This window comes from Deinococcus apachensis DSM 19763 (genome assembly GCF_000381345.1).
Classification (GTDB): Bacteria; Deinococcota; Deinococci; order Deinococcales; family Deinococcaceae; genus Deinococcus; species Deinococcus apachensis.
Genome location: NZ_KB906410.1, coordinates 1 through 24,280, shown reverse-complemented (window position 1 = coordinate 24,280; position 24,280 = coordinate 1). Strand labels below are relative to the sequence as shown.

The 24,280-nt window shown below is 66.4% G+C and carries 19 protein-coding genes and 5 pseudogenes; 17 read left to right on the top strand and 7 right to left on the bottom strand.

Annotated features, from left to right (window positions below):
- Nucleotides 1-87: 87 nt before the first annotated feature.
- From F784_RS24740 to F784_RS0115895, 8 genes and pseudogenes are all read left to right on the top strand, one after another.
- Nucleotides 88-609: a hypothetical protein gene (locus F784_RS24740; RefSeq protein ID WP_157465310.1), complete on the top strand. Its 522-nt coding sequence runs from the start codon at nt 88-90 to the stop codon at nt 607-609.
- 117 nt (nt 610-726) lie between these two features.
- Nucleotides 727-1,020 carry an ArsR/SmtB family transcription factor gene (locus F784_RS24735; protein WP_019587717.1) on the top strand — a complete coding sequence of 98 codons (294 nt, stop codon included), beginning with the start codon at nt 727-729 and terminating at the stop codon, nt 1,018-1,020.
- 619 nt (nt 1,021-1,639) lie between these two features.
- Nucleotides 1,640-3,187, top strand: a complete 1,548-nt coding sequence (locus F784_RS0115925; RefSeq protein ID WP_026332523.1) for an Ig-like domain-containing protein — start codon at nt 1,640-1,642, stop codon at nt 3,185-3,187.
- A 245-nt stretch (nt 3,188-3,432) separates the two neighbouring features.
- Nucleotides 3,433-3,669 (top strand): annotated as a pseudogene (locus F784_RS25465) (IS982 family transposase); the annotation flags it as partial.
- Between the two features lie 1,216 nt (nt 3,670-4,885).
- Nucleotides 4,886-6,451: a hypothetical protein gene (locus F784_RS24730; protein WP_157465309.1), complete on the top strand. Its 1,566-nt coding sequence runs from the start codon at nt 4,886-4,888 to the stop codon at nt 6,449-6,451.
- Between the two features lie 147 nt (nt 6,452-6,598).
- Nucleotides 6,599-7,567 (top strand): alpha/beta hydrolase, encoded by a 969-nt coding sequence (locus tag F784_RS0115910; RefSeq protein ID WP_019587715.1) that lies wholly within the window; start codon nt 6,599-6,601, stop codon nt 7,565-7,567.
- A gap of 473 nt (nt 7,568-8,040) precedes the next feature.
- Nucleotides 8,041-8,496: a MarR family winged helix-turn-helix transcriptional regulator gene (locus tag F784_RS23455; RefSeq protein WP_019587714.1), complete on the top strand. Its 456-nt coding sequence runs from the start codon at nt 8,041-8,043 to the stop codon at nt 8,494-8,496.
- Nucleotides 8,493-9,944 carry an MFS transporter gene (locus F784_RS0115895; RefSeq protein WP_019587713.1) on the top strand — a complete coding sequence of 484 codons (1,452 nt, stop codon included), beginning with the start codon at nt 8,493-8,495 and terminating at the stop codon, nt 9,942-9,944. Before F784_RS23455 ends, F784_RS0115895 begins: the two co-directional genes overlap by 4 nt.
- Nucleotides 9,945-10,036: 92 nt before the next feature.
- Here F784_RS0115895 and F784_RS26320 read toward each other — a convergent pair.
- From F784_RS26320 to F784_RS0115870, 5 genes and pseudogenes are all read right to left on the bottom strand, one after another.
- Nucleotides 10,037-10,467 (bottom strand): annotated as a pseudogene (locus tag F784_RS26320) (DDE-type integrase/transposase/recombinase); the annotation flags it as partial.
- Between the two features lie 159 nt (nt 10,468-10,626).
- On the bottom strand, nt 10,627-11,766 hold the full coding sequence (locus tag F784_RS0115890) for a M42 family metallopeptidase (protein ID WP_019587712.1): 1,140 nt from the start codon (nt 11,764-11,766) through the stop codon (nt 10,627-10,629).
- A 92-nt stretch (nt 11,767-11,858) separates the two neighbouring features.
- A complete protein-coding gene (locus tag F784_RS0115885) occupies nt 11,859-12,062 on the bottom strand; it encodes a hypothetical protein (RefSeq protein ID WP_019587711.1) in 204 nt (67 codons plus the stop codon).
- A 40-nt stretch (nt 12,063-12,102) separates the two neighbouring features.
- Nucleotides 12,103-12,607 (bottom strand): annotated as a pseudogene (locus tag F784_RS27255) (N-formylglutamate amidohydrolase).
- 27 nt (nt 12,608-12,634) lie between these two features.
- Nucleotides 12,635-13,162 (bottom strand): Lrp/AsnC family transcriptional regulator, encoded by a 528-nt coding sequence (locus F784_RS0115870; protein WP_245557904.1) that lies wholly within the window; start codon nt 13,160-13,162, stop codon nt 12,635-12,637.
- 115 nt (nt 13,163-13,277) lie between these two features.
- Between F784_RS0115870 and F784_RS23445 the strand changes: the two genes are divergently transcribed.
- The 7 genes and pseudogenes from F784_RS23445 (at nt 13,278) to F784_RS27250 (ending at nt 21,258) form a co-directional block, all read left to right on the top strand.
- Complete coding sequence (locus tag F784_RS23445; protein ID WP_211211908.1) at nt 13,278-14,630, top strand: glutamine synthetase family protein; 1,353 nt, start codon at nt 13,278-13,280, stop codon at nt 14,628-14,630.
- Between the two features lie 37 nt (nt 14,631-14,667).
- On the top strand, nt 14,668-15,837 hold the full coding sequence (locus F784_RS0115860; protein WP_019587706.1) for an amidohydrolase family protein: 1,170 nt from the start codon (nt 14,668-14,670) through the stop codon (nt 15,835-15,837).
- A gap of 195 nt (nt 15,838-16,032) precedes the next feature.
- Nucleotides 16,033-16,947, top strand: a complete 915-nt coding sequence (locus F784_RS0115855; RefSeq protein WP_019587705.1) for a proline iminopeptidase-family hydrolase — start codon at nt 16,033-16,035, stop codon at nt 16,945-16,947.
- 47 nt (nt 16,948-16,994) lie between these two features.
- Complete coding sequence (locus F784_RS0115850; protein WP_019587704.1) at nt 16,995-17,900, top strand: ABC transporter permease; 906 nt, start codon at nt 16,995-16,997, stop codon at nt 17,898-17,900.
- On the top strand, nt 17,900-18,823 hold the full coding sequence (locus F784_RS0115845; protein ID WP_019587703.1) for an ABC transporter permease: 924 nt from the start codon (nt 17,900-17,902) through the stop codon (nt 18,821-18,823). Before F784_RS0115850 ends, F784_RS0115845 begins: the two co-directional genes overlap by 1 nt.
- A 94-nt stretch (nt 18,824-18,917) precedes the next feature.
- The gene (locus tag F784_RS23440) at nt 18,918-20,492 is read left to right on the top strand and encodes an ABC transporter substrate-binding protein (RefSeq protein WP_019587702.1); all 1,575 of its coding nucleotides are present in this window, start codon (nt 18,918-18,920) and stop codon (nt 20,490-20,492) included.
- Nucleotides 20,493-20,627: 135 nt separating this feature from the next.
- Nucleotides 20,628-21,258, top strand: a pseudogene (locus tag F784_RS27250) (IS6 family transposase).
- A gap of 197 nt (nt 21,259-21,455) precedes the next feature.
- Here F784_RS27250 and F784_RS0115830 read toward each other — a convergent pair.
- On the bottom strand, nt 21,456-21,680 hold the full coding sequence (locus tag F784_RS0115830) for a hypothetical protein (RefSeq protein WP_019587700.1): 225 nt from the start codon (nt 21,678-21,680) through the stop codon (nt 21,456-21,458).
- A 763-nt stretch (nt 21,681-22,443) separates the two neighbouring features.
- Here F784_RS0115830 and F784_RS0115825 point away from each other — a divergent pair.
- Together F784_RS0115825 and F784_RS27870 are read left to right on the top strand one after the other, a co-directional pair.
- The gene (locus tag F784_RS0115825) at nt 22,444-22,743 is read left to right on the top strand and encodes a hypothetical protein (protein WP_019587699.1); all 300 of its coding nucleotides are present in this window, start codon (nt 22,444-22,446) and stop codon (nt 22,741-22,743) included.
- Between the two features lie 324 nt (nt 22,744-23,067).
- Nucleotides 23,068-23,232: pseudogene (locus tag F784_RS27870) on the top strand (response regulator); the annotation flags it as partial.
- 274 nt (nt 23,233-23,506) lie between these two features.
- Here F784_RS27870 and F784_RS23430 read toward each other — a convergent pair.
- Nucleotides 23,507-23,890 carry a hypothetical protein gene (locus F784_RS23430; RefSeq protein WP_019587697.1) on the bottom strand — a complete coding sequence of 128 codons (384 nt, stop codon included), beginning with the start codon at nt 23,888-23,890 and terminating at the stop codon, nt 23,507-23,509.
- Between the last annotated feature and the right edge of the window lie 390 nt (nt 23,891-24,280).

Below are 24,280 nucleotides of genomic sequence, written 5' to 3'. Positions count from 1 at the left end.
GGGGCGTTCGCGAGGCACAATGACGCCATCCCCATGCCAATTCGAGTCCATTTCACCCCGGAGGATCTCGGCCGCGTACGCTTGGCCTTGCATCCGCTCGGCGAGGTTGTGGAGGCCGTCGATGTGCTGAACGGTCCCGCCTGGCGGCAGGCGCCCTTTACGAGGTGGTCAACTGAGGCGCGAACGGCGTTGGAGCGCGTCGAACTCACACCGCTGAGAGCCTTGATGGGCAATGGCGTTCACGTGCCAGACTTTCTCGCGCCGCCGCCACAGCGACCGTCACCCGGGTTCGAAGACCAGCTTCGTGCCGTGCTTGTCACTGACCGGACGCTCATTCGTCGTGAGGTTGAAGGGCTGCTCTGCATGAGCAACGGTCATTCTGAGGACGGCGTCACTCCCTTTCTCCATGCATCCGACGCGGCGCTCGAGCGTCTCGTCGAGGCGCTGAGTGCGTGCTGGGAGGGGGCACTCGCGCCGTACTGGCGGCGTATCCGCGCGACGCTCGAGGCGGATATGGCGCAGCGGGCGCTGCGCCTCGCCGGTGACGGACCCGAGGACTTGCTCTCGGAGCTCCACCCGGGCCTGACGTTCCACGAGGGAGTTCTGTAAATTGCCAGTCGCCGAACGGACGCGGACATTGCTCTCGGCGGGCGCGGCCTGGTCCTGGTGCCGTCTGTGTTCAGGTGGCATACGCCCGGATGGACGTTCGCGGAGCCTTGGCGGCCCATGATCGTGTACCCAGCGAGGGGCGCGTTCCGGCTGTGGCAGGAACGGCACGCAGCGGAGGATGCCGTGCGGATGCTGCTTGGGCACGGCCGCGCGGTCCTGTTGCGTGAGCTGGCAGTACCGACGACGACCAGCGAACTGGCTCGTCGACTGGGTGTGACGCCTGGCGCCGTGTCGCAACAGGTGAGCGACCTGCGCCGCATTGGTGTGGTCACAGATCAGCGCTCGGGCCGCCTGGTACACCATGCGCTGAGCGCACGGGGTGAGGCTTTGCTAAGCCTGCTCGAGGACTGAATCCCAGCAGGGAGGGGGATTGCGGGGACCATGACAAGCTCTCTGCCTGGAAGGCGAGTACACGGCTGCCGACCCACTCCGTCCTGGACCTCTGAGCTCATTCCGTTTCGTGCAGCGGTCCGGCGAGCTGAACACTTCCCGGATGCATTGCCCAAACTGTCGCGCGAAAGAGAAGGTTTAAGCAGGGGGAGGGCGACGTGAGCCTGGCGCCAGCCACGTACCAAATCGAGTTCAAAGGCAGCTTGTTTGTGCCGTACACCTCGAGGTCTTGGCGGACGCGACGCGCACGCCGCCCCGACACCGGAACGTCGAGCCCCACCCGGGGTGGGGCTCGATGTTGAAGTCTCCGCGAATTTCGTGCCGTGCCGAGTGGGTTTCAACCCGGGCAGGCGCAGGCGTTGTCCTCGGGTGGCTCGAACGAGTTCGCGCGCCCGCAGCAGCGAAGTCCAGCGGGCAGGCGCTGGCTTCAGGGAGACGCCGGGCCGTCCGGATCGGCCGTGTTTGTCATCGGATTGTTAGAAGATCGCCTCTACTGTGTGCACCAGATAAAGGCGCTTTCATGAAGGGCGTGGCGCGGACCGCCACCCTGGAGAGGACGCCAGATCACTCTGGAGCGTGCATGAAGAAAACCCCCCTGCTGGCCCTGACCTCCCTGCTCACTCTGGCCGCCTGCGGCCAGATGCCCAGCGCCCCCGACGCGCTCACCGCCAGCGGCCCGAACGTTAAAGTTCACATCAGCAGCGCCGCGTTCTCGCAGCAGAGCGCTGGCCTGGGCGCCCTGGGCCTACCCAACAACGCCCCCCTCACCGGCATCAAGGTCACTGTCCGCGACGCGAACGGCAACGCCGTGTACCTGCGAGACGGCGTCTACACCCCCGGCGGCGAGAACGTGCCGGGCGCCAGCAACACCGTGGTGCTCGACCAGAGCAACGGCTTCGCTCAGACGCTGCTGCTGCCCAAGGGCCAGTACAGCTTCGAGAACGCTGGCAAATACGAAGACCAGCAGACCAACGCCCTGCTCAGTTACGGCAGCGCCGAAGAAAACACCGCTGCACTGGACGAGCAGACCAACGTCGTCAACCTGCGCTTCCACGGCGTCCTGAACCTCGCCAACAGCAAACTCGACTTCGCCATGAACACCCAGAAGGTGTTCACCAACGACACCGTCAACCTGAAGCTCTACGCGTACAGCGAGTCCGTCAAGGGCCAGAAATTCGCCCTGCCGCTGGGCGACCTGGTCATGAACCCCCAGGTGCCCTACACCGTCAGCGGCGCCGACACGACCCGCAAAGGCAGCGCCGTCGGCGTGACCCTCACCGCCCGCGGAACCGTGGACGATCCCAACCTGCGCGTCACCGCGAACCTGAGCGCCTGGGTACGCCAGGGGAACAGCGACGTCGCGGTGTTCCAGCCGGTCAACCTGCCTGCCTTCCAGCACGCCATTGCAACGAGTGCCGTGGTTGCCGACACCGTGGCCCCCTACGAACTGACCCTGAACCCCCTCGGCACGGTCAGCACCGGCCAGGACGTCACGCTGAGCGGCACCGCGCGCGATGACCACGCCGTCGCTGGCATCCAGGTGTACGACGACAACACCCTCGTCGCCGCCACCAACCCCACCGGCGGCGAACTCGCCGACGGGGTGCACGCCATTGACACCGACGCCGACGGTAACTGGAGCACCACCTGGACGCCCGAAACGGTCGGTGCGGTCCCCCTGCTCATCGTCGCGCGCGACGCGGCGGGCAACGAAAGCAGCCTTACCCCATCGGTCAGCGTTTCCGCGCCCAGCACCGAGCCCACGGAGCCCGAGACGAACTACCTCACGGTCTACGGCACGGGCGGTGGCTATGGCGGCTTCGTCCTCCAGCCCGGCCAGTCGCTGTGGATCAAAGCCGACTACGTGACCTTCCCCCAACCCGGCGATAACTTGTTCCTGGGGTACATGGAGAATGAAATCGACAACGCCCCCGACAATATCAGTGTCGTGGCCTACAACACCCTGAACGGCACGCCGCTGCCCCCGCACGCCGACACCACCACCAGCAACAGGGGGGGCCGGATCGTCGTCGCCAGGAGCGCCGCGCCCAACGGCACCTTCTGGGTGAAATTCACCAACAACGACACCAGCGCCTTCGAATTCGGCATGTGGGGCGGCAGCTACTAAACTTCTCGCCCGAGCAGGGAGCGCGGCATGCCGCGCTCCCTGCTGTTGCAGCCCAGCACGAAAGAAACGTGTGCAACTGACCTTGCAAGGGACAGCACAGGGCATCGTGAACCATCCTGGTGGCGATGAGGCGCGCCGGGACACCACCGAGCGGAAATGGGGTCATCGGAGCACGATGGACCACAATAGAGCGGCGCCGGTGTGCATAGGGCACCGAACTGGATGCGGCATCCCATCGGTCATAAGGCTACCCGTCAGGCACTGACCTTACGCCGCCGAAGAAGAACGCGAAGCACCCTGACCCTTGATGGCAGGAAGAATATGGAGCGGCGCGTAAAGTCATCGAATCCGCGTTCTCCGCCTTGGAGGCGATGGGGCTGCGTTGGGGGCAGGTCAAGACACGCGCGACACCCCGGCTCAAGGTCGCCCTTCTCGTCCTGACCTATAACCTCAAATTCTGCGATCTCATCCCTTTACCCTAGTTCCCCCCCAACTGCAACCCCTATTCACGGTAAGATGTGAGGTCGAGCGGGGGCAGAGGAGTGAGGCCGAATCGGTTGTTCTGCACGGTCCTTCTTCGTGAACCTCACACCTCACATCTTGAAAGACCAGATGAGGCGAGGGCCAGGCGTACGCGTATCCCCGCACCCCGATCCCCGTGGTGAGTTCCGCCAGCCCCTGAGCGCACGGGGCACGTCCAGAGTGTCGTTCTCGGAATCAAGGGTGAAGCCTCCCACCGGAGGGAGAGACCGCCTGCATTGTTGTCTGCCTCTAACGTCCGCCCGTCCACCTCAACCACTGTGGAGGCGCGGAGTGCCGTTGTCCTGGGAGAACCTGAGGAGCCGTGCTGGGCCGGGGCAATCGCACTCCCCGAACGGTCAGGTTCTCAAGGTTGTCGTCGTGGCCTTGAAGTAGGCCACGGTCTCTGTTGCTGGCGACAGGGTTGGACAGTGCGCGGTTTCCTGTGGCGAGACTTTCTGGCCGCAGGGATAGGCCAGTTGGCCCTGGGGGGCGGCCAGAGCTGGAGCGTCTGCCGCGAGGAGCAGCCTGAGGGCTCTTCGGGGGTAATGGGCCGCAGTCAGGTGGGGAGGGGAGACTGGCGTTTCCCGGAACACCCCCGGCTTCTCTCCGGGAAGCGGCGAAGTCGCCCTCCTGCGGGGTGGGTCACCTCGTGAGGGAGAGGAAAACCGATCAGGGCGTCAGCCATGCCTTCTCCGGGAAGCAGGGCCGCGGTGGCCGAGCCGGTACAGGTGCATTTGGGGTGCAGAATACCTAAAAAGTATGTCCTGGACAGTGTTTTCGCTTGATCTCCGGCCCAGGATCCATTACTGTGGCCGTGTGGGAACTGTCCCCCACGCGGAGCCCTGGACGCCGCAGGTCGGCGCCCGGGTGGCCTTCCGGAAAGGAGCCCTCGTCGTCATCCACTGGGCAGGTTGAGGTGCCTGAAGCTGGGCTGAGCGTGGTACGCTGCCCTCCCCTCCGACGGGTGCGGGAACACCAAAAAGAGGAACTCCCCTCGGGAAAGGGGAGCTCACAGTCAACAGAGTTCTCTCGGGCTCTGAACCAAACGACCCTTTCGGGTCGCGGCCACCCGTAGTTTAGGCGCACTATCGGGTGAGGGTCAATCCTTGACCCTCAGGGCGTGAGCCCTGGCCCTCGCCGCTGGCGGGAACTGGCGGGCCGCCTGAGGACTTCAGCGTGAATGTCGCAAAACCCATGACGCCTGTCGTCGCTGCCATTGGCAGGCTGAACATCACGGGGAACGTCACCCCGCACGTCTGGTACCGGCGCTCCGAGTTCCGCTCCGAGGCCAACCGCCCGGACCGCAACATGATCACGGCCGTCGCGGACATCCTCTACTGGTACCGCCCTTCCGAGGTGCGCGATGAGGAGCGGGGCGGCCTGGTCGTCGGTTACGAGCGCAAGTTCCAGCGGGAGATGCTGCAGTACAACTACGAGCGCCGGGCGGCCGTGTTCGGCATGTCCGAGCGTGAGATGCGCGAAGCCTGCAACCGGGCGCAGAAGGCCGGACTGATCCGCATAGAGTACCGGACCGAGCGCGTCCAGGGCCGCCTGCTCCATAACGTCGTCTACGTCGAACCCATCCCCGAGGCCATCGCGGTGACCCTTCAGGGCCCCGACGTCGACCCGGGCGTCAAGGCGAAGGGGGCGAAGCGGGAGCGGCATGTTCAAGCCGGGATGGCCGACGAGCCTCTCACCGAGGACACGGGGGTGGCCGACCAGGGGGAAAGCGTCCTCGCCCCTGCCCCGGAATCGACCTCCCGGAATTCTGGGGGGTTCAGTTTCGGGGGAGGACAGGAGTCGACCTCCCGAAATTTTGCGAGGTCAACCTCCCAAAATCCCGGCGGCGACCTCCCAAAATTCCGGGACATATATCACGAGACTTCCCCAGAGATTTCCTGTCCACGAGAAGGTGGTGTATTTCAGTTGGAAGATGACGCGCGCGAGCAGCGGGACGCCTGCCAGGCCGCTGAGCCCAGCCCGGGACCGCACACCACCACGGCCTCAGGAGAGGGAACGGCAGACACGACCCTGAAGGCCCAGCGGGAGCCAGGCACGAGCGTCGCCGTGCTGCCGCCTGCTGGCAGGGCCGCTGATATAGCGATCACGGACGCAGATCTGGCCTTGCTGTTCGGTCCAGCCGAAGGCGGGCAAGAGGCCGCAACGGTCCCTGAAGTTCCGCAGGTCGCCGCGCCCGCCACCGTGGACGCGCTGGTTCCCGTTCCGCCCGCCGAGCTAGCCGGGCGGCCCCGGGCGACTGCTGGGAACCCGTCGTACCGCCGGGTGGTCGGGATGGTGGGTGGGAAGCGGGCGGTGGAGGCGGGCCTCCTGGACGAGCTCACGCCGAGCGGGGCGCTGTCCCGCCGGGACTGGCTTAGGCTCACCGAGGCGGAGCTGGACCTCGTCCGCATGACGGCGCAGGTGGAGGCCAGGGCGAGTGGGGCGAACTTCCAGACGCTGGCGATCCGTGGCCTCGACCGCCTGATCGGCGCGCCGACCCGGACGAAGGGTGGCGGGGCGGGCAGCGTCGTCACCCTCCCCGGCGCCTACCTGACCCGGGAGGAGAAGGAGGCGCAGGCCGCCCAGTTCAGCGTCGTGGAAGCGGGCCAGCAGTGGCAGGGGCGCGAGAGCGGGAAGCTCTACACCGTGATGGAAGTCACCAGCCAGAGCGTCCTGATCCAGGAGCTGGGTGAGTACCCCTTCCAGAAGTTCCACAAGCTCTTTCAGTGGCCGGAGGGTTGAACGCGGCAGGTGATGGTGCCCGAGGGGTTCGGCAGCATGGGACTGGAACCTCTTCGAAGCCGCCGTTCGTCCTGGCCAGGCGAGTTGTGTATGCTCCGAGTGTTCCCGTTGCCAAACCCAACTTGCTTTCTGGAAAGGACCGCTGTCATGCCCCTGGACCCCAAGGTTAAAGCCACCCTCGACCAGCAAGCCGCCCTGCCCCGCCTCTCCACGCTTCCCGTCGACGTGGTGCGTCAGGGGATCGCCGCCTCCCTCCACCTGATGCCCACCTCCACCGCCCCCGTGGCTGGGGTCGAGAATCGGAGCGTCCCCAGTCCTGCCGGAGAACTGCCCATCCGGGTCTACACTCCACAAGGGCAGGGTCCTTTCCCGCTGATCGTGTACTTCCACGGGGGTGGCTGGACCATCTGCACCCTCGATACCCACGACCCGATCTGCCGTGAGTTGTGTGCGGGAGCTCAGGCGGTGGTGGTGAGTGTGGATTACCGCCTCGCGCCCGAGCACCCCTTTCCCGCCGCGCCCGACGACTGCTTCGCCGCGACCCGGTGGGTGGCTGAGCACGTGACGGGGCTGGGAGGAGACCCGGAGCGGATCGTCGTGGCGGGGGACAGTGCAGGGGGCAACCTCGCGGCGGTCGTGGCCCTGCGTGCCCGGGACGAGGGCGGCCCCGCCCTGCGGGGCCAGCTGCTGATCTACCCCTCCACGGATCTCTACGGGGAGACCGAATCCCGGCGTGAGAATGGGCAGGGCTACGGGCTGACCACCGAGGACATGCTGTGGTTCCGGGGACACTACCTCTCGGATCCCGCCCAGGCCATGCACCCGCACGCGTCGCCCAGCAAGGCGCAGAGTCTGGCGGATCTGCCGCCCGCGCTGGTGATCACGGCGGAGTACGACCCGCTGCGGGACGAGGGGGAGGACTACGCCCGGGCGCTGCGGGGGGCGGGGGTGGAGGCGTCCTTCACGCGGTACGACGGGATGCATCATGGGTTCTTCGGGGGCGTGGGGGTGTACGACCAGACCCGGATGGCGCTGGAGGAGGCCAACATCTGGTTGCGCGGGGTGCTGGGTGTTCCCCAGGGGCAGGCGGAGAACCGAGTCACTGCCCAGCCATAGAGCTGGAAGTTGACCTCGGCTGTGCGTCGATCTGGGGTGGACCACGTCCACGCTCAGCACACACCCCTCCCGGCCTGATCCTGGAGGGCGTAATGCCGGGACGCAGGCCGCGCACGTGCGGGCCTTGCCGGAGGACTCTGCCCGCCCATCCTCAACATCCATGGCGGCCCGACTGCCGTCCGTTCAGGCTTGGCTGGATTACGGGTACGCGCTGGTCTTACAGGGGTTTCCTCCCTGATGCTGCTGGGGCTGGGCAAACGTCCGGAGCTGTGGGCCGGGGGAGGGCTGGCATCGTATTGTCGACTGGATGTTGCAGGAAGAGGACAGCTCCAAGACTCTTGAGGGATTCCAGGGGCTGTGGAGCTGTTCATGACTGCGAGTGGAGAGCCGGGGCTCGCGCAGCGGGCCCTCTCTTTCCAGGCTGTCTGGGAGGACTGAACGCTATAAGCCTATAAGGTTTAGACTTATAGCATATGAGTGAGTCCGTTCCCCCTGAAGTGAGGCTGTGGACGAGCCTGGATCGCGTCCACAGCATCCTGTCCCGGCAGGTCCACAACATTCTCGCCCGGCACGACCTGACGCGGGCGCAGTACGGCGTTCTGCGGCGGCTCTGGGAGCAGGGCCCCCAGCCCGCGAACGTGCTCGCGGACGGCATGGGCGTCACGCCCGGAAACCTGACGGGTGTGCTCGACCGGCTCGAACAGGGCGGCCTGCTCCAGCGCGAGCGCCGGGACGACGACCGCCGCTACGTCCTCCTCCGCCTCACCGGGGAGGGGGAACGCCGGGCCGCCGCGATCGTCCGCGGCGTCCGCCACGACGTCACCACGCTCTTCACTGGTCTGGAAGAGGCGGAGGTCAGCGCTCTCCTTGGTCTCCTCGAACGTCTCGAATCCCAGCTCACCGCTGGCTCCCCGGAGGTCTCCGCATGACCCGCCGTGAACCCCTGCCCTACAAATGGCTGGCCCTCAGCGTCACCAGTCTCGGTGCCCTGATGGCGAGCATGAACTCGGGCACCCTGATCATCGCGCTGCCCACCCTCATGCGTGACCTGCACACCACGCTGCTCAACCTGATCTGGATTCTGCTCGCTTACAACGTCGCCCAGACCGTGCTCGTCCTCAACGTCGGGCGGCTCAGCGACATGTACGGCCGCAAACGCCTGTACGTCCTGGGCTTCGCGGTCTTTACCCTCGCCGCGCTGCTGGCGGGCTTCACCGCCAACGTCCCGCTCCTGATCGCCCTGCGCGCCCTGCAAGGTGTCGGCGGCGCCTTCATGATCGCCAACTCCAGCGCCGTCGTCACCGACGCCTTCCCGCGTCAGGAACTCGGGCTCGCCATCGGGACGAACCAGATGATGGTCGCCGTCGGTTCGATCCTGGGACCCATCGTCGGCGGCTGGCTCACCTCGCTGGGCTGGCAGTGGGTGTTCTGGTTCAACGTGCCGATCGGCCTGATCGCCACCGTGTGGGCCCTCTTCACCCTGCGCGACACGGCGAGGAAGGACAGCCGGGACCGGGTGGACGTGCTGGGGAACCTCACCTACGCGGTGGGGTTCGCCCTCCTGATGATCGGTCTGTCGGAGGGGGGGATCCAGTCGTGGTCGGGTGTGCTGCCCCTCCTGGGGCTGGGCCTGCTCGGGGTGGTCGCGTTCGTGCTCATCGAGCGGCGGGTCCGGGCTCCCATGCTCGACTTGCGGCTGTTCACGGATGCCAGCTTCACGCTCAACAACGTCACGGTGTTTCTCAACGCGCTGACCCGCCTCGCGCTCACCTTCCTGTTCGTCTTCTTCTTCCAGGGGGCCAAAGGTCTCGACGCCGTGGTCGCAGGCATCATGCTGGTGCCCGTGGCGGCGGGGATGCTGATCGCCTCGCCGATCGCCGGTCGCCTAGCCGACCGGGTCAACCCCCGGCTCCTGATGCAGGCCGGGCTGGTGCTCACCGCGCTGTCGCTGGCGGGCTTCGCTCTCACCGTCAGCCTGACCACGCCCTACTGGCTCACCGCCACCCTGATGTTCCTCAACGGGGTGGGCAACGGGCTGTTCAACTCGCCCAATTCCAGCATGATCATGGGCAGCGTCGCGCCCGACCGCCGGGGCATCGCCGCCGGGATTCGCAGCCTTCTGATGAGCATGGGGAGCGTCATTGCCATCATCTTCACCATGAGCATCGTGGTCGCCAGCGTGCCCCGGCCGGTCATGTTGGAGGTGTTCTCGGGGCTCGCCTCCAACCTGCCCGCCGCCACCCTCGACCCCTTCCTGAATGGACTGCGCCTCGCGTTCGGGCTCCTCACTGCCGTGGGCGTCCTCAGCGCCATCGTTGCCTTCCTGACGCCCCGCCCCCGGCCCATCCCAGCCACCTCCCTGGGGGCGACCGACTGAGGTTGCCCGCAGAAGAATGCCCGCCGTCGCGACGGCGGGCATTCAGGTTCTGGCCAGTTAAGGACGAGCAGGCTGACCGGGCTGCCTGAACTTCAGGCGGCCCGCTGCACCATCCCACTCCAGGTCCGCCGTGCAGCCTCCGGGTGACTTCGTCGAACCGAGGCAGACACGGTGGTGCGGGTGTGCCGGTGAAGGTTCGAAACTCTGGCGTGCAAGGCAAGAAATTCCTGGGCCCGTTGTCGTCGCTTGAAGGCCAGTTGTTGTCGCTCCTGCTGCTGGATGGCACGGTGCGATTGCAGGGTAAGCTTGTTTCAGCGTGCAGTCGAGGCAACCCGAATGTGCCCCACGCCGTGGAGCACGGGAGGTCCCGGACGGCCGACGCATAACTCCACAGCTTGTCGGTATAAATGACCTGGGGAACGTCGTCCTCGCCGAGCAGCCGAGCGAAGAAGCTGCGAGCTGCCTGGGTGTCTTGGTGTGGCTGGAGCAGGATATCGAGCACCACACTCCGCTCTCTCACAGCCCACCTCGCTCAGATTCTCGGGGCGTTTCCTCAGGTACTCAAAATCCAGGTACTCCCACGACCTTGGAGGACCCTCCTTGCGAGCAGGCTGGCCAGCTCGAGTGGGCGTGACGAGCCGAGCTTCCAAGGCTCAGCTCGACACACAACTTGCCAGAACCCTCAGGCGTCCTCGACGCTGATGAACTGCAGGTCCATGCCGGGGAGCTGACGCACGAAGGCAAGCAGCACCTGGAGAGCCCCCTCAAGGTCGGCCAGATCCACGACCTCCACAGCAGTGTGCGTGTAGCGGTTGGCGACAGAAACAGTACCGGTGGGCACGCCGTGGCTCGCGTGCTGCAGTGCACCAGCGTCCGTGCCGATGCCCTTGAGAAGTTCGTGCTGCACCTCAATCCCCGCGGCGTTCGCGGCGGCAAGCAGGCCGCGGCGCACGGCGGGGTGCGCGAGGGTGGAAAAGTCCATCACTTTGACCGCAGGTCCCGCGCCAAGCTGCAGGTGACGTCCTTTCACGCGGGCCGTCGTGTCGGGCGTGTCATCGGCCGCGGTCATGTCCAGGGCAAGGGCGACGTCCACGTCGAGCTGGCTGGCGGCCGCCTGCGCGCCACGCAGACCGACCTCTTCCTGAGTGCTGAACACGACGGTGAGCGTGACGGGCGGCGCTTCATCCCGGAAGGTTTCGAGCAGGGCGAGCAGTACGGCGCATCCGGCGCGGTCGTCAATGGCGTGCGCCGTGTAGCGCCCCGTGCCCTGCCCGAGTTCGGTGAGGTCCCCGACGAATCCGACCGGGTCGCCAAGGCGCACACCCATGCGAGTGACATCCTCGGCGGTGCGAGCGCCGACGTCCACGTACAGCTCCTCGTACGGTGTGACGCGCTGCCGGTCGGCGTCTGTGAGGAGGTGTGCACTCTTCGCACCAATCACGCCCAGCAGGCGCGCGCTTTCCGTGCGTACCCACACGCGCTGCGCGGGAAGGACGCGGTCGTCGGTCCCGCCGACCTTCTCAAGGCGTAGGAAGCCGTCAGCTTCGATGGTCCGCACGCGGAAGCCGACCTCGTCCATGTGCGCGGCAATCACGACACGCCGCGCGCCGCTCCCGGAGGCATGGCGAGTGGCGAAGACGTTCCCAAAGGCGTCGACTTTGACGCGGTCCGCTAGCGGCCGTGCGAGCTGCAGCACGAGGCGCGCCACGTCCTCCTCGGAGCCGCTGGGGCCGGTGAGGGCCACGAGGCGCTCCAGGTAACCGAGGAGGGTGGTGGTGATGTGGGCTTTGGTCCCGGTGGCCTGCGCGTCCTTGGAGTGCATTCGGTCACTATAAGTATCGCCGGGCCGGAGTCGGGTACCTGCGGCCCGGGACGTCGCCAGTGGGGAGGCGCGCGGCCGGGTGGGGTCACCGATCAGGTGGAAGTGAGGAGGCTAGCGGCGTCGTGCAGGAACATGCGGAAGGCGGCGTTAAGCGTGCGAATGGAGTCCTCGTCAGGGGTAGCGCTATCGGACGGCGTGAGGTACAGCTGACCCCAAGGCCGAAGGCGGGCGCGGTGCGGGTGACCGTAGCGCAGGCTGAGCTGATCACCGGACCAGGGATCATTGAGGGCGATCACGGGGGGGCAGGTCGGCGCCGCGCCGCAGTGGGGTGAAGTGCTACGCGAGGAGTCCGCTCAGGGCGCGCGCCGCTGCAGGCCGCACGCTGGTGTGGCGGCCAGCGACGGGCTCACCGTGGGTGTCACCGCCGGTCAGCAGCGTCAGAGCGGGCCGCGGCACGCCGCGGTCCGGGCCGATGACGGGCCCGCGCGCCTGCATGGTGTGCCCGTTCACGATGAGGCGCGCGCCGTCCTCGCGGAGGACCCGCTCGATTTCAGCGTGGAGGGGATCCCAGTAGCGCTGGAGACGCCGCTCCGCCTGGGTGGAAGTCGGGCGAGTACAGGGGTTCGCCCTCAAAGTCGGTGAGTTTGATGATGCCGTTGTCGTCGCCCTCGGCGCGGTCACGGTTCAAGTCGACCACGAAGCGGCTCACGCTGGCGTGCAGGGTGTGGGCTTCCGGCGCATGCAAGATCAGGTTCGTGTCGGGGTCACCCTCGCCCAGCAGCGGGTCGAGGGCGGCGCTGAGAATCCCAGCGGGCGCTTCACCGGCGTTATGGGGCGTCACCACGAGGGCGGGGCAGCTGGGCGGCGCTCATGCTCCCGCCTCGAGGGTGCCCGGGAGGGGCAGGTTCGGGCCTTCCTTGAACTCTTCGAGGACGATGCACGTCTGCACACGCTCGATGACGTCCTGGGCCAGCGCCAGGGTGTGGAGGAGTTGGCGCAGTTCCTTATGGTCGCGCACGGCGATCTTGAGGATGGCGTCGCTGGTGCCGGTGAGGGTGTAGCACTCGAGCACCTGGGGAATGCCTACCACGGCGGTCTTGAGGGCATCGAGGTTGTCCGCACGCAGGTTTGAGCGGAAGTTGACGAGCAGGAATCCCATCAGGTCGAGACCGAGTTTGCTGCGGTCGAGGATGACAGTGGTGCGCTGAATGTACCCGTGCTGCTTGAGGCGGGCGAGGCGTTTGTGCACGCCCGCGGGGGAGAGGCCCACGACCTGCGCGAGGGCCGCGTGACTGACCTCGGCGTCGTCCTGCAGCGCGGCGAGCAGTTGCCTGTCGATGCTGTCCATGCCCCAGATCAGCACGCCCGCCAACAGGCTGTCAATCCAATGACGCACCGAGAGTGAATTCTATACACCAGAGTTGCGTCCATTCGGAAGGAATCGTAACTTGATGAAGCTTGAAAGGAATATTTGTTACCGCGGTTAATGCGGGACGTACGAGGAGGCAGATTTGACCGTTCACGTTTCACCCGAATGCTCGGCACACCAACCTGGCGACACGCCCGCGCCGCTGACTCGGGTGCTGTGGTGCGATAACGCGGGCCTCACCCGGGCGAAGTCCGTCACGGGGGCGACCTGGCCGGATACCCTGCGGAATGGGGTGGGAATCAGCATGGGCCAGCAGGCCCTGCCGATGATGATGGACGCCGTGCAGCCCGCCAGCGGCCTGAGCGCCGTCGGGGAGGTGCGCCTCGTGCCCGATCCTGACACGCTCGTCGCGCTGCCGTACCTGCCCGGGATCGCCGCCGCCATCGGCGACATGCGAACCCTGGACGGGCAAGCCTGGGGGCACTGCCCGCGCGCCTTCCTGAAACGGCAGGTGGCGGAGGCGGCCCGGCTGGGCTTTGAGGTGATGGCGAGCTTCGAGAACGAGTACTACCTGTTCCGGGGAGACGAGCCGCTCGACCACAGCACCTACGCCACCCTCGCGGGCTTCGTGCCCGCCCACGAGGTCACGCTCGACATCCTCGCGGCGCTGGCCGCGCAGGGCCTCACGCCCGAGATGTACTACCCCGAGGCGGGCCCGGGCCAGCAGGAGATCTCCATCACCCCCGCACGCGGAGTGAGCGCCGCCGACCGGCAGGTGCTGTTCAAGGCGACGGTGAACGCGGTGGCGGTGCGCCACGGGCTGCGGGCGTCCTTCGCCGCGAAGCCCGTCCTCACGGGTGCGGGCAGCGGCTGCCACATCCACCTCAGCCTGTGGCGGGAGGGGCGCAACGCCTTTCACGACTCGGAAGGAGAACTGGGGCTGTCGGACGTGGCGCGCCACGCCATCGCGGGCGTATTGGAGCACCAGGCGGGGCTGTGTGCCCTCACGGTGCCGACGGTGAACTCATACCGGCGCCTGGAACCTGGCTGGTGGGCGGGGGCGTATGCCTGCTACGGCCTCGACAACCGTGAGGCGAGCGTGCGCGTTGCCAGCACGCACCTCCTGCCCGGCGCCAGCGGGAACTCCACCAACTTCGAGCTCAAGACTTGCGATGGGGCGGCCAACCCGTACCTCGCGCTGGGGGGACTGCTCGCCAGCGCCCTCGACGGGGTGCGTCGCCGCCTCGACCCAGGCCCGCCCCTCGCGGTCGCGCCCGGAGCGCTGAGTGACGCGGAGCGTGAGGAGCGGGGCATCCGCCCCCTGCCGTCCTCGCTGCCGGACGCCGTGGCCGCGTTGCGGGGGGACGCCGTGCTGCTGGAGGCGCTCGGCCCCGACCTCACCCGGTCCTTCACGGCGGTGCGGGAGGCCGAAGCCGCCTACTTCGCCCAGCAGCCGGAGGACGTCGAGCTCGCCCTGCACCGCTTCGCCTACTGAGCGGACGGCGGCAGTCCTGCCGCGTAAGGAGTTTCCAGTGAAGACTGACCATATCGCCCTCCTTGATCACCACGCCCACGCCATCTTTCGTGAGGACGTGTGGCGGACGACGCCGCTGAGTGCCTACTTCACCGAGGCGTACGACGCGGGCGTCCTCGCTGAGCACACCCCGCACGCCATCTTCTACCGCCGCTCGCTGCGCGACCTCGCAGCATTTTACGGCTGCGCGCCAACACTGGACGACGTGATGTTGGCGCGTGCGTCGCGGCCTTACCTGACGCTCGCCCGGGACTTGATCCGCGCGGCGAACATTGACGAGGTCCTGCTGGATGACGGGTTCATGCCGGACGAACTGCTCAGCGTCGCGGAATGCGACGCCCTGCTGCCCTGGCGAGCGCGGCGGGTGCTGCGACTCGAGGTCGAGCTCGCCGCGCTGGTCGCGCAGCACGATGGCGCGCAGGCGCTGCTCGATGCCTTTGAGCAACGCCTGCGCGCCGTCAGCCCGGGCATCGTGGGCTTCAAGAGCGTCATCGCCTACCGCACTGGGCTCGACGTGCAGACGTGGAGTGGGCCGGAGGTGGAGGCGGAGTACGCGCAACTGAAGCGCGGCCTTGTGCCGGGCCGCCTGCCGCGCTTGACGAGCAAGCCCCTGCTGGACACGGCCCTCCGCGTCGGTCTGCGCGTGGCGCGCGACCTGGGGCTGCCGGTGCAGTTTCACACCGGGTATGGCGACCCGGACCTCGACCTGCGCCTCGCCAACCCCCTGCACCTGCGCGGCGTCATCGAGGACGCGGGGTTGCGCGGCTTGCAGGTGGTGCTGCTGCACTGCTATCCGTACACGCGGCAGGCGGGGTACCTCGCGAGCGTTTACCCGGGCGTGTTCCTCGACCTGGGGCTCACGATTCCCTTCACCAGCCAGCATGCGATGCGCACGCACGTCCACGAGGCGCTGCATCTCGCGCCGCTGAGCAAGGTGCTGCTGTCCACCGACGCGTCCCGCACGCCGGAACTCTACTACCTCGCGGCCCTGTGGGGCCGCCGCGTGCTGGAGCGCGTGCTCGACGCGACCGTCGCCGACGGCGACCTGACGGCGCAGGAGGCGGAGGCAGCCGCGTGGCGCGTGCTGCGCGGGAACGCGCTGCAGTTGTACAGCCTGGACGGGGCTGAACGCGCCATAGGTGGCCCTGCCGTCACGCGCAGCGTTTGAACTGGTGTCGCCCGCGACTCCGCTTGCGGATGACCACGGCCTGGCTGGGCAAACGCCAGATTACTTACCGAACTCGCATATTTAGTCAACTTCAGATGCTATTCTTGAATTTGTAGTCAATATTCGGTAGCATTCCGGCGTCACCAGCCCAATCCCCGCTCCCACGCACGACATTCCATTCGTAAGGAGCCGCGCATGACGACCGCCCAAGACCCGAACGTCCGCCTGATCCCCGTGGACGGCCACTACCACGTCTGGACGAAGAAGGTCGGGCACGGCCCGGTCACCCTGCTGCTGCTCCACGGCGGCCCCGGCTGCACCCACGAGTACTTCGAGTGCTTCGAGCAATGGCTCTCCCCGGACGAGTACACCTTCTACTACTACGACCAGCTTGGCTCGTACTATTCGGACCAGCCGGACGACCCCAGCCTCTGGACCGTCGAGCGCTTCCGCGAGGAGGTCGAGCAGGTGCGCGCCGCCCTGGGCCTGGAAGACTTCTACCTCTTCGGCAACTCGTGGGGCGGGATGCTGGGCATCGAATACGCCCTGAAGTACCAGGAGCACCTCAGGGGGTTGATCGTCAGCAACATGACGGCGAGCATCGCGTCGTACGAGCGCTATCTCAACGTGCTGCGAGAGCGCCTGCCCCCCGAGGACGTCCTGACCATGAAGCGTCACGAGGCGGAAGGGACGCTCGATGACCCCGGGTACCAGGCCCTGCTGATGGGGCTCTACAACCAGCACATCTGCCGCGTCGTGCCCTGGCCGGAGCCCGTGGGGCGCATGTTCGAGCACCTCGCCGCCCCCGTGTACAACACCATGCAGGGTCCCAACGAGTTCGTGGTGGTCGGGAACTTCAAGACCTGGGACCGCTGGGACGACCTCCACCGCATCACTGTGCCCACGCTGCTCTCCGTCGGGCGGCACGATTCCATGAACCCCGCCGACATCGAGGAGATGGGGCGGCGCCTCCCGAACGCCCGCGTGTCTATCTGCGAGAACGGCAGCCACCTCAGCATGTGGGACGACGCCGAAACGTACTTCACCGCCCTCAGAACCTTCCTGCAGGACGTCGAGTGCGGCGCGTTCCCCAGCACGCCGCGCTCCTGAGGCCGCCACGTCACCCGGAACCCGCCCCCGGAGGTCCTGTGAAAGCCATGACGGCCACGCCCACCCCTGTCACTCCCACACCACGCGCCGAGCGCGCCACCCAGGCCTTCTGGCGCCGCTTCCGCCGTCACCCCGGCGGCGTGCTGGGCCTCGTCATCACGGCCGTGCTGCTGCTCATCTGCATCTTCGCGCCGTGGCTCACCGGGCACGACCCCAGCGTGCAGTACCCCAACGGGCTCTCCGACATGGGGTCGCCCCTCCCCCCCACGCACAACTTCTGGTTCGGCACCGACGCCCTGGGACGCGACGTGTACAGTCGCCTGGTCTACGGCACGCGCACCTCGATGCTCATCGCCGTCCTGGCCAACCTGATCGCGACCACGGTCGCCCTGACGCTCGGCACCATCGCCGGATACTTCGGCGGGCTGGTCGACACGCTCATCATGCGCCTCACGGACATCCTGATCAGCTTTCCCGTCCTGCTGCTCGCGGCGTTCCTCGCCGCCGTGCTGCGGCCCGGCATCGGCGTAATCGTCTCCGTGATTGGCGGCGTGTCGTGGTTCTACCTGGCCCGCATCATTCGCGCCGAACTGCTCTCCATCCGGCACCGCGAGTACATTGACGCCGCGCGCGCCCTGGGCGCCAGTGACGCCCGCATCCTTTTCCGGCACGCGATTCCCCAGGTGCTCGGGCAGGTGCTGGTTTACGGGACGCTCAACTTTTCCACCACCGTGCTGTTCGTCGCCGCGCTGTCCTACGTCGGGATCGGCGTGCAGCCCCCCACGCCCGACTGGGGCAACATGATCGCCGACGGCTCGCAGTACCTCACGGTCAGTCCGTGGCTCGTGATCTTCCCCGGCGTGTTCCTCGGCCTGTCCGTTCTCAGCTTCAATCTGCTCGGCGACGGTCTGCGCGATGCTCTGGATCCGAAGAGCGGAAAGAAGGCCATCTGATGCTCTCCTTCCTCCTGCGCCGCCTGGCGTGGAGCGCGCTGGTGCTGCTCTGCGCGTCCCTCCTCACCTTCTTCATCGGCTACAAGGTGCCCGCCGACCCGGCGCGCATGATCGCCGGACCGAACGCCACCGCCGAAACGGTACGCAGCATCCGCCACGAGCTCGGCCTCGATCAACCCTTCCTGGCTCAGTACGGCCGTTTCCTGGGGCACGCCGTGCAGGGCGACTTCGGACGCTCCTACAAGACGGAGCAGAAGGTGCTACCTACCATCCTCGAGCGCTTCCCCTACACGCTCGCGCTGGCCCTCGCTGGCCTCGCCTTCGAGCTCCTGATCGGCGCGTCTGTCGGCCTGCTCGCCGCTGGAACGAAAGTCCGCGCCATCGACGGCCTTGCCAGCACCTTCGTCCTGCTGACCCTGGCCGTGCCGTCGTTCTGGCTGGGCATCATCCTGCTGTACGTCTTCGGCTACAAGTACCCACTTCTGCCCCTGGGGGGCGCGGACGCCGGGCCCATCAGCCTGCTTCTTCCCGCCCTCACCCTCGGCCTCTCCGGCGCTGGCTACTACGCCCGCATGGGCCGGGCCAGCCTTCTCGAGGTGCTGGGCGAGGATTACGTCCGCACGGCACGCGCTAAGGGGGTGGCCCCCGCGCAGGTCATGCTCAAGCACGCGTTCCGCAACGCCCTGCGCCCGCTGCTCACCATGACCGCCCTCGACCTGGGCGTCCTGCTCGGCGGTGCCCTCATCATCGAACAGGTCTTCGGCTGGCCCGGCATCGGGACGCTCGCGTGGCAGGCCGTGCAGAACATTGACCTGCCGATGATCATGGGCACCGTCCTCTTCTCCGCGGCGTGCATCGTCTTCGCCAACATCATCGTCGACATGCTCTACAGCGTGATTGACCCGCGCATCTCCGTCTCCTGACGCTCGGCGTGTCGCAGCACGCCCGGCAGCCTGTCCGCGTTCCGCCCGTCGCCCAGCTGCCCACCCGAGGCCACAGCCCTCACAAGGAGCCCTCATGCACCGCCGTATCGTTTCCCTGCTCGGATTGACCTTCGCTCTCACCGCCAGCGCCGCGCTCGCCGCTGGCAAGACCGTCACGGTCGCGTACCCCTCGGACTTCCACACGCTCGACCCGGCCATCGGGGACGACGTGCAGAACTGGCCGGTCGAGCACGCGCTGTTTGTCACGCTGCTCACCTACCGTGAGGGCACCAAGCTCGTGCCGTGGGCTGCCACCGACAACGGTAAGGTCAGCGCGGACGGCAAGACCTACACCTTCAAGATCAAGAAGGGCATCACCTTCCAGGACGGTGAACCCACCGATGCAGCCGCCTTCAAATACGCCATCGAGCGGGTCCTGAACCCCAAGAGCAAGTCCCCGCAGAGCGGCAAGAACGGCTGGTTCGGGAACCTCGTCGGCTCGGATGCCTTTGTGGACGGCAAGGCGAAGGACGTGAGCGGCATCAAGCTCCTTGATCCCTACACGATCCAATTCCAGCTGAAGAAACCCGACCGCACCTTCCTGAACTATCTCGCGACGCCGTTCGCTTCAGCGGTCCCGCGCAAGGCCGTGGAGAAGTGGGGCTCCGACTACTCCCACCATGTGGTCGCCAACGGTCCGTTCGTTCTGAAGCAGTGGGTCCCCGGCCAGAAGATGGTGCTCGCGCGCAACCCGAACTACTTCGACAAGGCCAACGCGGCCAAGGTCGACGAGATTCAGATTCTGCTCAGCCTGAACGAGCAGGTCGCGCTGCTGCGCGCGCAGCGCGGTGATGTGGACGTGCTTGGTAACGGTATCCCGACGGCGCAGTTCGCCGCAATTCAGCAGAACCCCAGGTATAAGGGATATGTGCACGACGCGGTGCAGATCGGCACGAACTACCTGTACATGAACACACAAAAGGCGCCGTTCAACAACAAGCTCGTCCGCGAGGCGGTGGCGCACGCCATCGACAAGAAACGCATCCTGCAGCTTGTGAACGGGCGCGGCAAGGTCGCCAGCCAGATTCTGCCGATTGGCCTCGCCGGGCACGACGAGACGGTGAAGGACACCACCTACGACCCCGAGAAGGGCAAAGCCCTGATGAAGCAGTCCGGGCTCACGAACGTCACCACGACCTTGATCACCCTCAACGACGAGGCTTTTACAAAGATCGCGCAGGCCATTCAGCAGCAACTCGCCGTCATTGGCATCAAGGCGGACATCAAGGCCCTGCCGCAGGCCGAGTACATCAACACCATCACCACTCCTGGCGCCACAGCGATCGGCCTCTCCGGCTGGTATCAGGCGTACCCCGACGCGTCGGACTTCCTGCCGATCCTGTTCAAGTCGACGGCATATACGCGGGGCGGCTGGAACCTCTCGGGCTACTCCAACAAGGAAGTCGACCGCATCCTCGACCAGGCGCAGGGGGTGAACTTGGCCGCCAGCGTGAAGCTGTACCAGAAGGCACAAAAGATGATCCTGGCCGATTACCCCTGGGTGCCCCTCTACCACCCCGTGCAGTACGACTTCGTCAACCCGCGCATCCAGAACTTCGAGCGTCACCCTGTCTGGGGACTGATGTATCAGAACTGGAGCGTCAAGTAACCCTTGAGGTGGGATGGGGCGGGCTGCAGCAGCCCGCCCCATCTCACCACCCTGCACTGACGCGCGCCTCAGAAGGTCACGCCGTGGAGAGCCCGCACCGGTTGTGGCAGGTTAAGGCGAGTAGGGTGGTGAGCTGTGCTTGACCGCAAGCCGTACCGCCGTCGCCCTCCCCCTGAGCATCATCGGTTACGCCCTGTGGCTCTACTACCGCTTCCCCCTCAGCCAACGGGATGTTCAGGAGTTGCTGCAAATGGCGCGGCAGCACCGTCAGTCACGAAACCCCGCGGCTGTGGAACATCAGATTTGCTCCGCTGCGTCACCGGGAGCCCCGAAGTCCCCTCCCGGTGGCATCTCGACGAGGTTTGCGGGCCAGGAGGAACGGTCAAACACGGGCTCTGGCGTGCGGTGGACGAGCAGGGCGGTGCTCGACCTCCTGCTCCAACCGCACCCGGACACGGAGGTGGCCCGGACCTTCTTGACTCGGCTGCTCGGTGAGGACGACGTGCCCGAGGTGATTCATAGCGACAAGCTCCAGGGCGGAGTGGCCATCCGGGGACTTTCCGTGCTCCACCTCGTGGAGCACGTCCAGGTCGCCTCGGCTTTAGGGTGGAACAACCTGACCCTGCAGTCGCACCGCTCGACCCGGCAACAAGAACGGCAACACTTGGGCCTGGGGCGACGACGCCGGACCCAGGAATTTCTCGCCCTGCACGCCCGAGTCTCGAACCTTCACCCGCACCCCCGCGCCACGGTGTCTGCCCGATAGCGAGACGCCATCTGTGGAATGCGCTGCACGTCTGGGATGTCGTGCAACGGGCCGCCTGAACTTCAGGCGGCCCGCCAGGAACGTTGGCCTGCACCTCGTTCACTTGCCAGAACCCGACCGACCTTTATAGAGCTGGTACACCAGGACAACATCCTCCAGACAGGGGAGAATTACGGTTCTCAAGGCGCTCTTGGCCGTTACTGGTCCGTACGCGGGGCAGGGGAGGGCTGGTCCAGCGGGACGGCTTCGGCGCGTTCGTGCAGCCCGCACAGACCACTGATGTCCCCCCGCTCGTACTCCAGGAGTGCTGCAGGTTCCGGACGGCCGGGCTTCAGGCCCTCGAGTTTGAGCTCCTCCTGCGTCGCCAGGGAGTCGGGGTAGGTGTTGCGGTAGTGGGGCAGCGGTTGTTTTTTCCTGGCCATGAAGGTCCCCGGGGGGGTGCAGGCAGTGCAGACCGTTTCACTCGGTCATTTCCGTAAACGTTGCCGAAGTTTGTACGTGATTCTCCTCGAATCAAAAAGGTCTGAGTGTTCCGAAGGGCCCGTACCATCAAGAGGGGATGCTCGCCCGTTCCCCCGCCCTGCTCCTCCACCTCGCCTCCCGCCGCCTCGCTGCCGGTCACCCTGCCCGCGCCACCTGGTGGACCCGCACCGCCGTGCGCACTGACCCAAACTCGTCCTCTGCCTGGCGGAGATCCACAAGCAGGCAGGCGACTGGACCGCCGTCCGCCGCGTCAGCGCGCTCGCCACCCAGTTGCTTCTGAAAGACGTGCGGGCCCAGTGAGACCTCAGCCTCGCGGCCACCGTCCCGGAGGACTGGGGGACGGCGCGACAGGTGTGGGAGGGCAGGGGCTTCGACCTGACGGTTGGGGTGGGCGTGCCGGATACCGAACTAGAACTGATGCCAATGTGTTGGTGCTCAGGTCTGCACGCCGAGGGGCTCTGGGCTGGCACACTCGACCCCGCCCGCGGCATCAACATGTCCAACCCGGAGACCGGACGACGGTACGGCGATGTGGGTGCTGGTCGACCGCCAAGTCAGCGGCGTGTAGCTGGTGGAGGACCACCCGGGGCGGGTTCGTTGCGGGCTGGCCCTGCTCACCCGCGGTCCGTATTTCACGTGGATGGCAGTCATCGGTTATGCCGCTCAGGATGACTTGAGCGAGCACGCCAGGAGTCCGGTGTCGTGGCGGTGAACTGGGGGACGAGCGTGCAGCAGCTCCCGCGGGAGGAGAGCCTGCGGTGCGTGGGACAACTCGAGGCCGACCCTCGCACCGGGATCGCCCGGATCGGGATTGCGGCGTCCTCCGCAGAGCAGGCGTCGCGCTTCCTCCGGCGGTGGCTGAGGGCTCGTCCGGGTCGGGTGTTCGGCCATCTTTTGCTCGCTCTCGCGGAGACGGAGCAGGAGGCGGATGCGCAGGTGACCCACGACCGGATTCGCCACGGTCTGACGTTTGGTCTGATCCTCGCCTCCCGCAGGCTTTGAGGGCCGGGCGGAGTTCAGTGAGGGCCCCGAGTTCACCGAGCGGAGGTTGTGCTGGGCCGCCCCACCAGGTTCACGGCAGGGCTGTGACCTCACTCTGGAAACAGCTGCTGACCTGTCCCCCAACGCTTCTCGGAGATCGCCATCCGTCGCCTCACCGCAGGCCGCATGATGGCCGGGTCACGGCTTCCTCAGGCGGTCGACCCGGAGGCGAGCCTGGGTGCAGCCATAGGGAACGCTAAATTCCTGAGCTCCCGCCCTGGAACGCCTTTCCCCTACGATGAAGCACGACCGCACTTCACCGTCCTCCGGAGAAAGACGAACCCGATGATTCCACGCATCCTGCTGGTCGAAGACAACCCCGACATCACCCGCGTCGTTCAGTACGAGCTGGAACAGGCGGGCTACCAGGTCCTCACTGCGCCAGACGGCGTGACCGGCCTCACCAGCGCACGTGAGCACAGCCCTGACCTGGTGATCCTTGACCTCGGCCCTGCTCCTCTGAGCATTGTTGACGAAGGCCCGGAGGGTGGGCTGACGATCAATGATGCCACTGTCACCGCTAACCCTTCACCCTGTGTCGGGTGGCTGCCTTTCCAGGGGAGGACAGCCCCCACTTCCATGGGCAGCGGGCGGCCTGAACTGCAGGCCACTCGCCCACTGCGTCGGAAGCGGAAGTGCTGGCAACTGACTGAGGGTGGCGGTTGAAAACCCATCGGCGGGGGACCTTGTCACAGGTTCCCCGCCTACGGTTGGCCTGGCACCTTCAGCCGTTGCCGAAGCTGCCCCTCTGCAGTTTGAGTACTGCGGAGGCTGGGTCAGTGCCCTTTTCCGAGAAGTACCTGAGCGTGTAGGTAACGTTGGGCTCAACGTTAACAGAGGCCCGCGCCAGATCGCCCTGACCCAACGCCATATTGCTCGGAGTGACCACGAACACGTGCGGCCCAGGGCTCACTTCAATGGGAAACATCATGAACATCTGGGGAAGGACATTGGAGGTTATGAGAACGCCGTCGCAATAGGCGTTGATCGCTCCACTCGGACCGTGGCGATTGTTTACGTAGACGCTCGAAGCGGAGACCGGGCTTCCCAGGGCGGCGGCAGACAGGGCGGCGAGCAGCAGGGTCTTGAGGGTTTGGGGAGTCCGCATGGTGACGTTCCTTTCCTGATGCCGGGGCATCGGGCGAGAGGCGGGAACTGGGGCGGATCGGCGCGAGGGACACTGGTTCGGCGAGGGAGTTCCTCCTTTCCCCGAATGGATCGGCTAGCCTGCGCTCGGTGGCGCTGCTGAATGTGGCGCCCGGACGCTACCGGCAGTCCTGTGCAGACGCCTGGGGCACCTGGATCCAGTGTGGAAGGCGCTGCGTTTTCGTCGCGTTGACAAAGCGTTTTCAGCCCGGTGCGCCTGCATTTACTTCACCTCCAGGCGAGCAATCCCGCCCAGGTGCATCAGGGCAGATCACAGTGCCGGCCGGGCCGAAAACGAGGTGGTAGGGGTATGGCCGCCTCTTGTAAGCCCAGGCACTCTGCCGTCGGAAGG

Excerpts from the sequence above, each read along its gene's own strand:
- F784_RS0115850 (WP_019587704.1), top strand. The coding sequence starts at position 16,995 with ATGACGGCCACGCCCACCCCTGTCACTCCCACACCACGCGCCGAGCGC.
- F784_RS23440 (WP_019587702.1), top strand. The coding sequence starts at position 18,918 with ATGCACCGCCGTATCGTTTCCCTGCTCGGATTGACCTTCGCTCTCACC.
- F784_RS0115890 (WP_019587712.1), bottom strand. The coding sequence starts at position 11,766 with ATGCACTCCAAGGACGCGCAGGCCACCGGGACCAAAGCCCACATCACC.
- F784_RS0115845 (WP_019587703.1), top strand. The coding sequence starts at position 17,900 with ATGCTCTCCTTCCTCCTGCGCCGCCTGGCGTGGAGCGCGCTGGTGCTG.
- F784_RS23455 (WP_019587714.1), top strand. The coding sequence starts at position 8,041 with ATGAGTGAGTCCGTTCCCCCTGAAGTGAGGCTGTGGACGAGCCTGGAT.
- F784_RS0115925 (WP_026332523.1), top strand. The coding sequence starts at position 1,640 with ATGAAGAAAACCCCCCTGCTGGCCCTGACCTCCCTGCTCACTCTGGCC.
- F784_RS0115895 (WP_019587713.1), top strand. The coding sequence starts at position 8,493 with ATGACCCGCCGTGAACCCCTGCCCTACAAATGGCTGGCCCTCAGCGTC.
- F784_RS23430 (WP_019587697.1), bottom strand. The coding sequence starts at position 23,890 with ATGCGGACTCCCCAAACCCTCAAGACCCTGCTGCTCGCCGCCCTGTCT.
- F784_RS24735 (WP_019587717.1), top strand. The coding sequence starts at position 727 with ATGATCGTGTACCCAGCGAGGGGCGCGTTCCGGCTGTGGCAGGAACGG.
- F784_RS0115830 (WP_019587700.1), bottom strand. The coding sequence starts at position 21,680 with ATGGCCAGGAAAAAACAACCGCTGCCCCACTACCGCAACACCTACCCC.
- F784_RS0115910 (WP_019587715.1), top strand. The coding sequence starts at position 6,599 with ATGCCCCTGGACCCCAAGGTTAAAGCCACCCTCGACCAGCAAGCCGCC.
- F784_RS0115855 (WP_019587705.1), top strand. The coding sequence starts at position 16,033 with ATGACGACCGCCCAAGACCCGAACGTCCGCCTGATCCCCGTGGACGGC.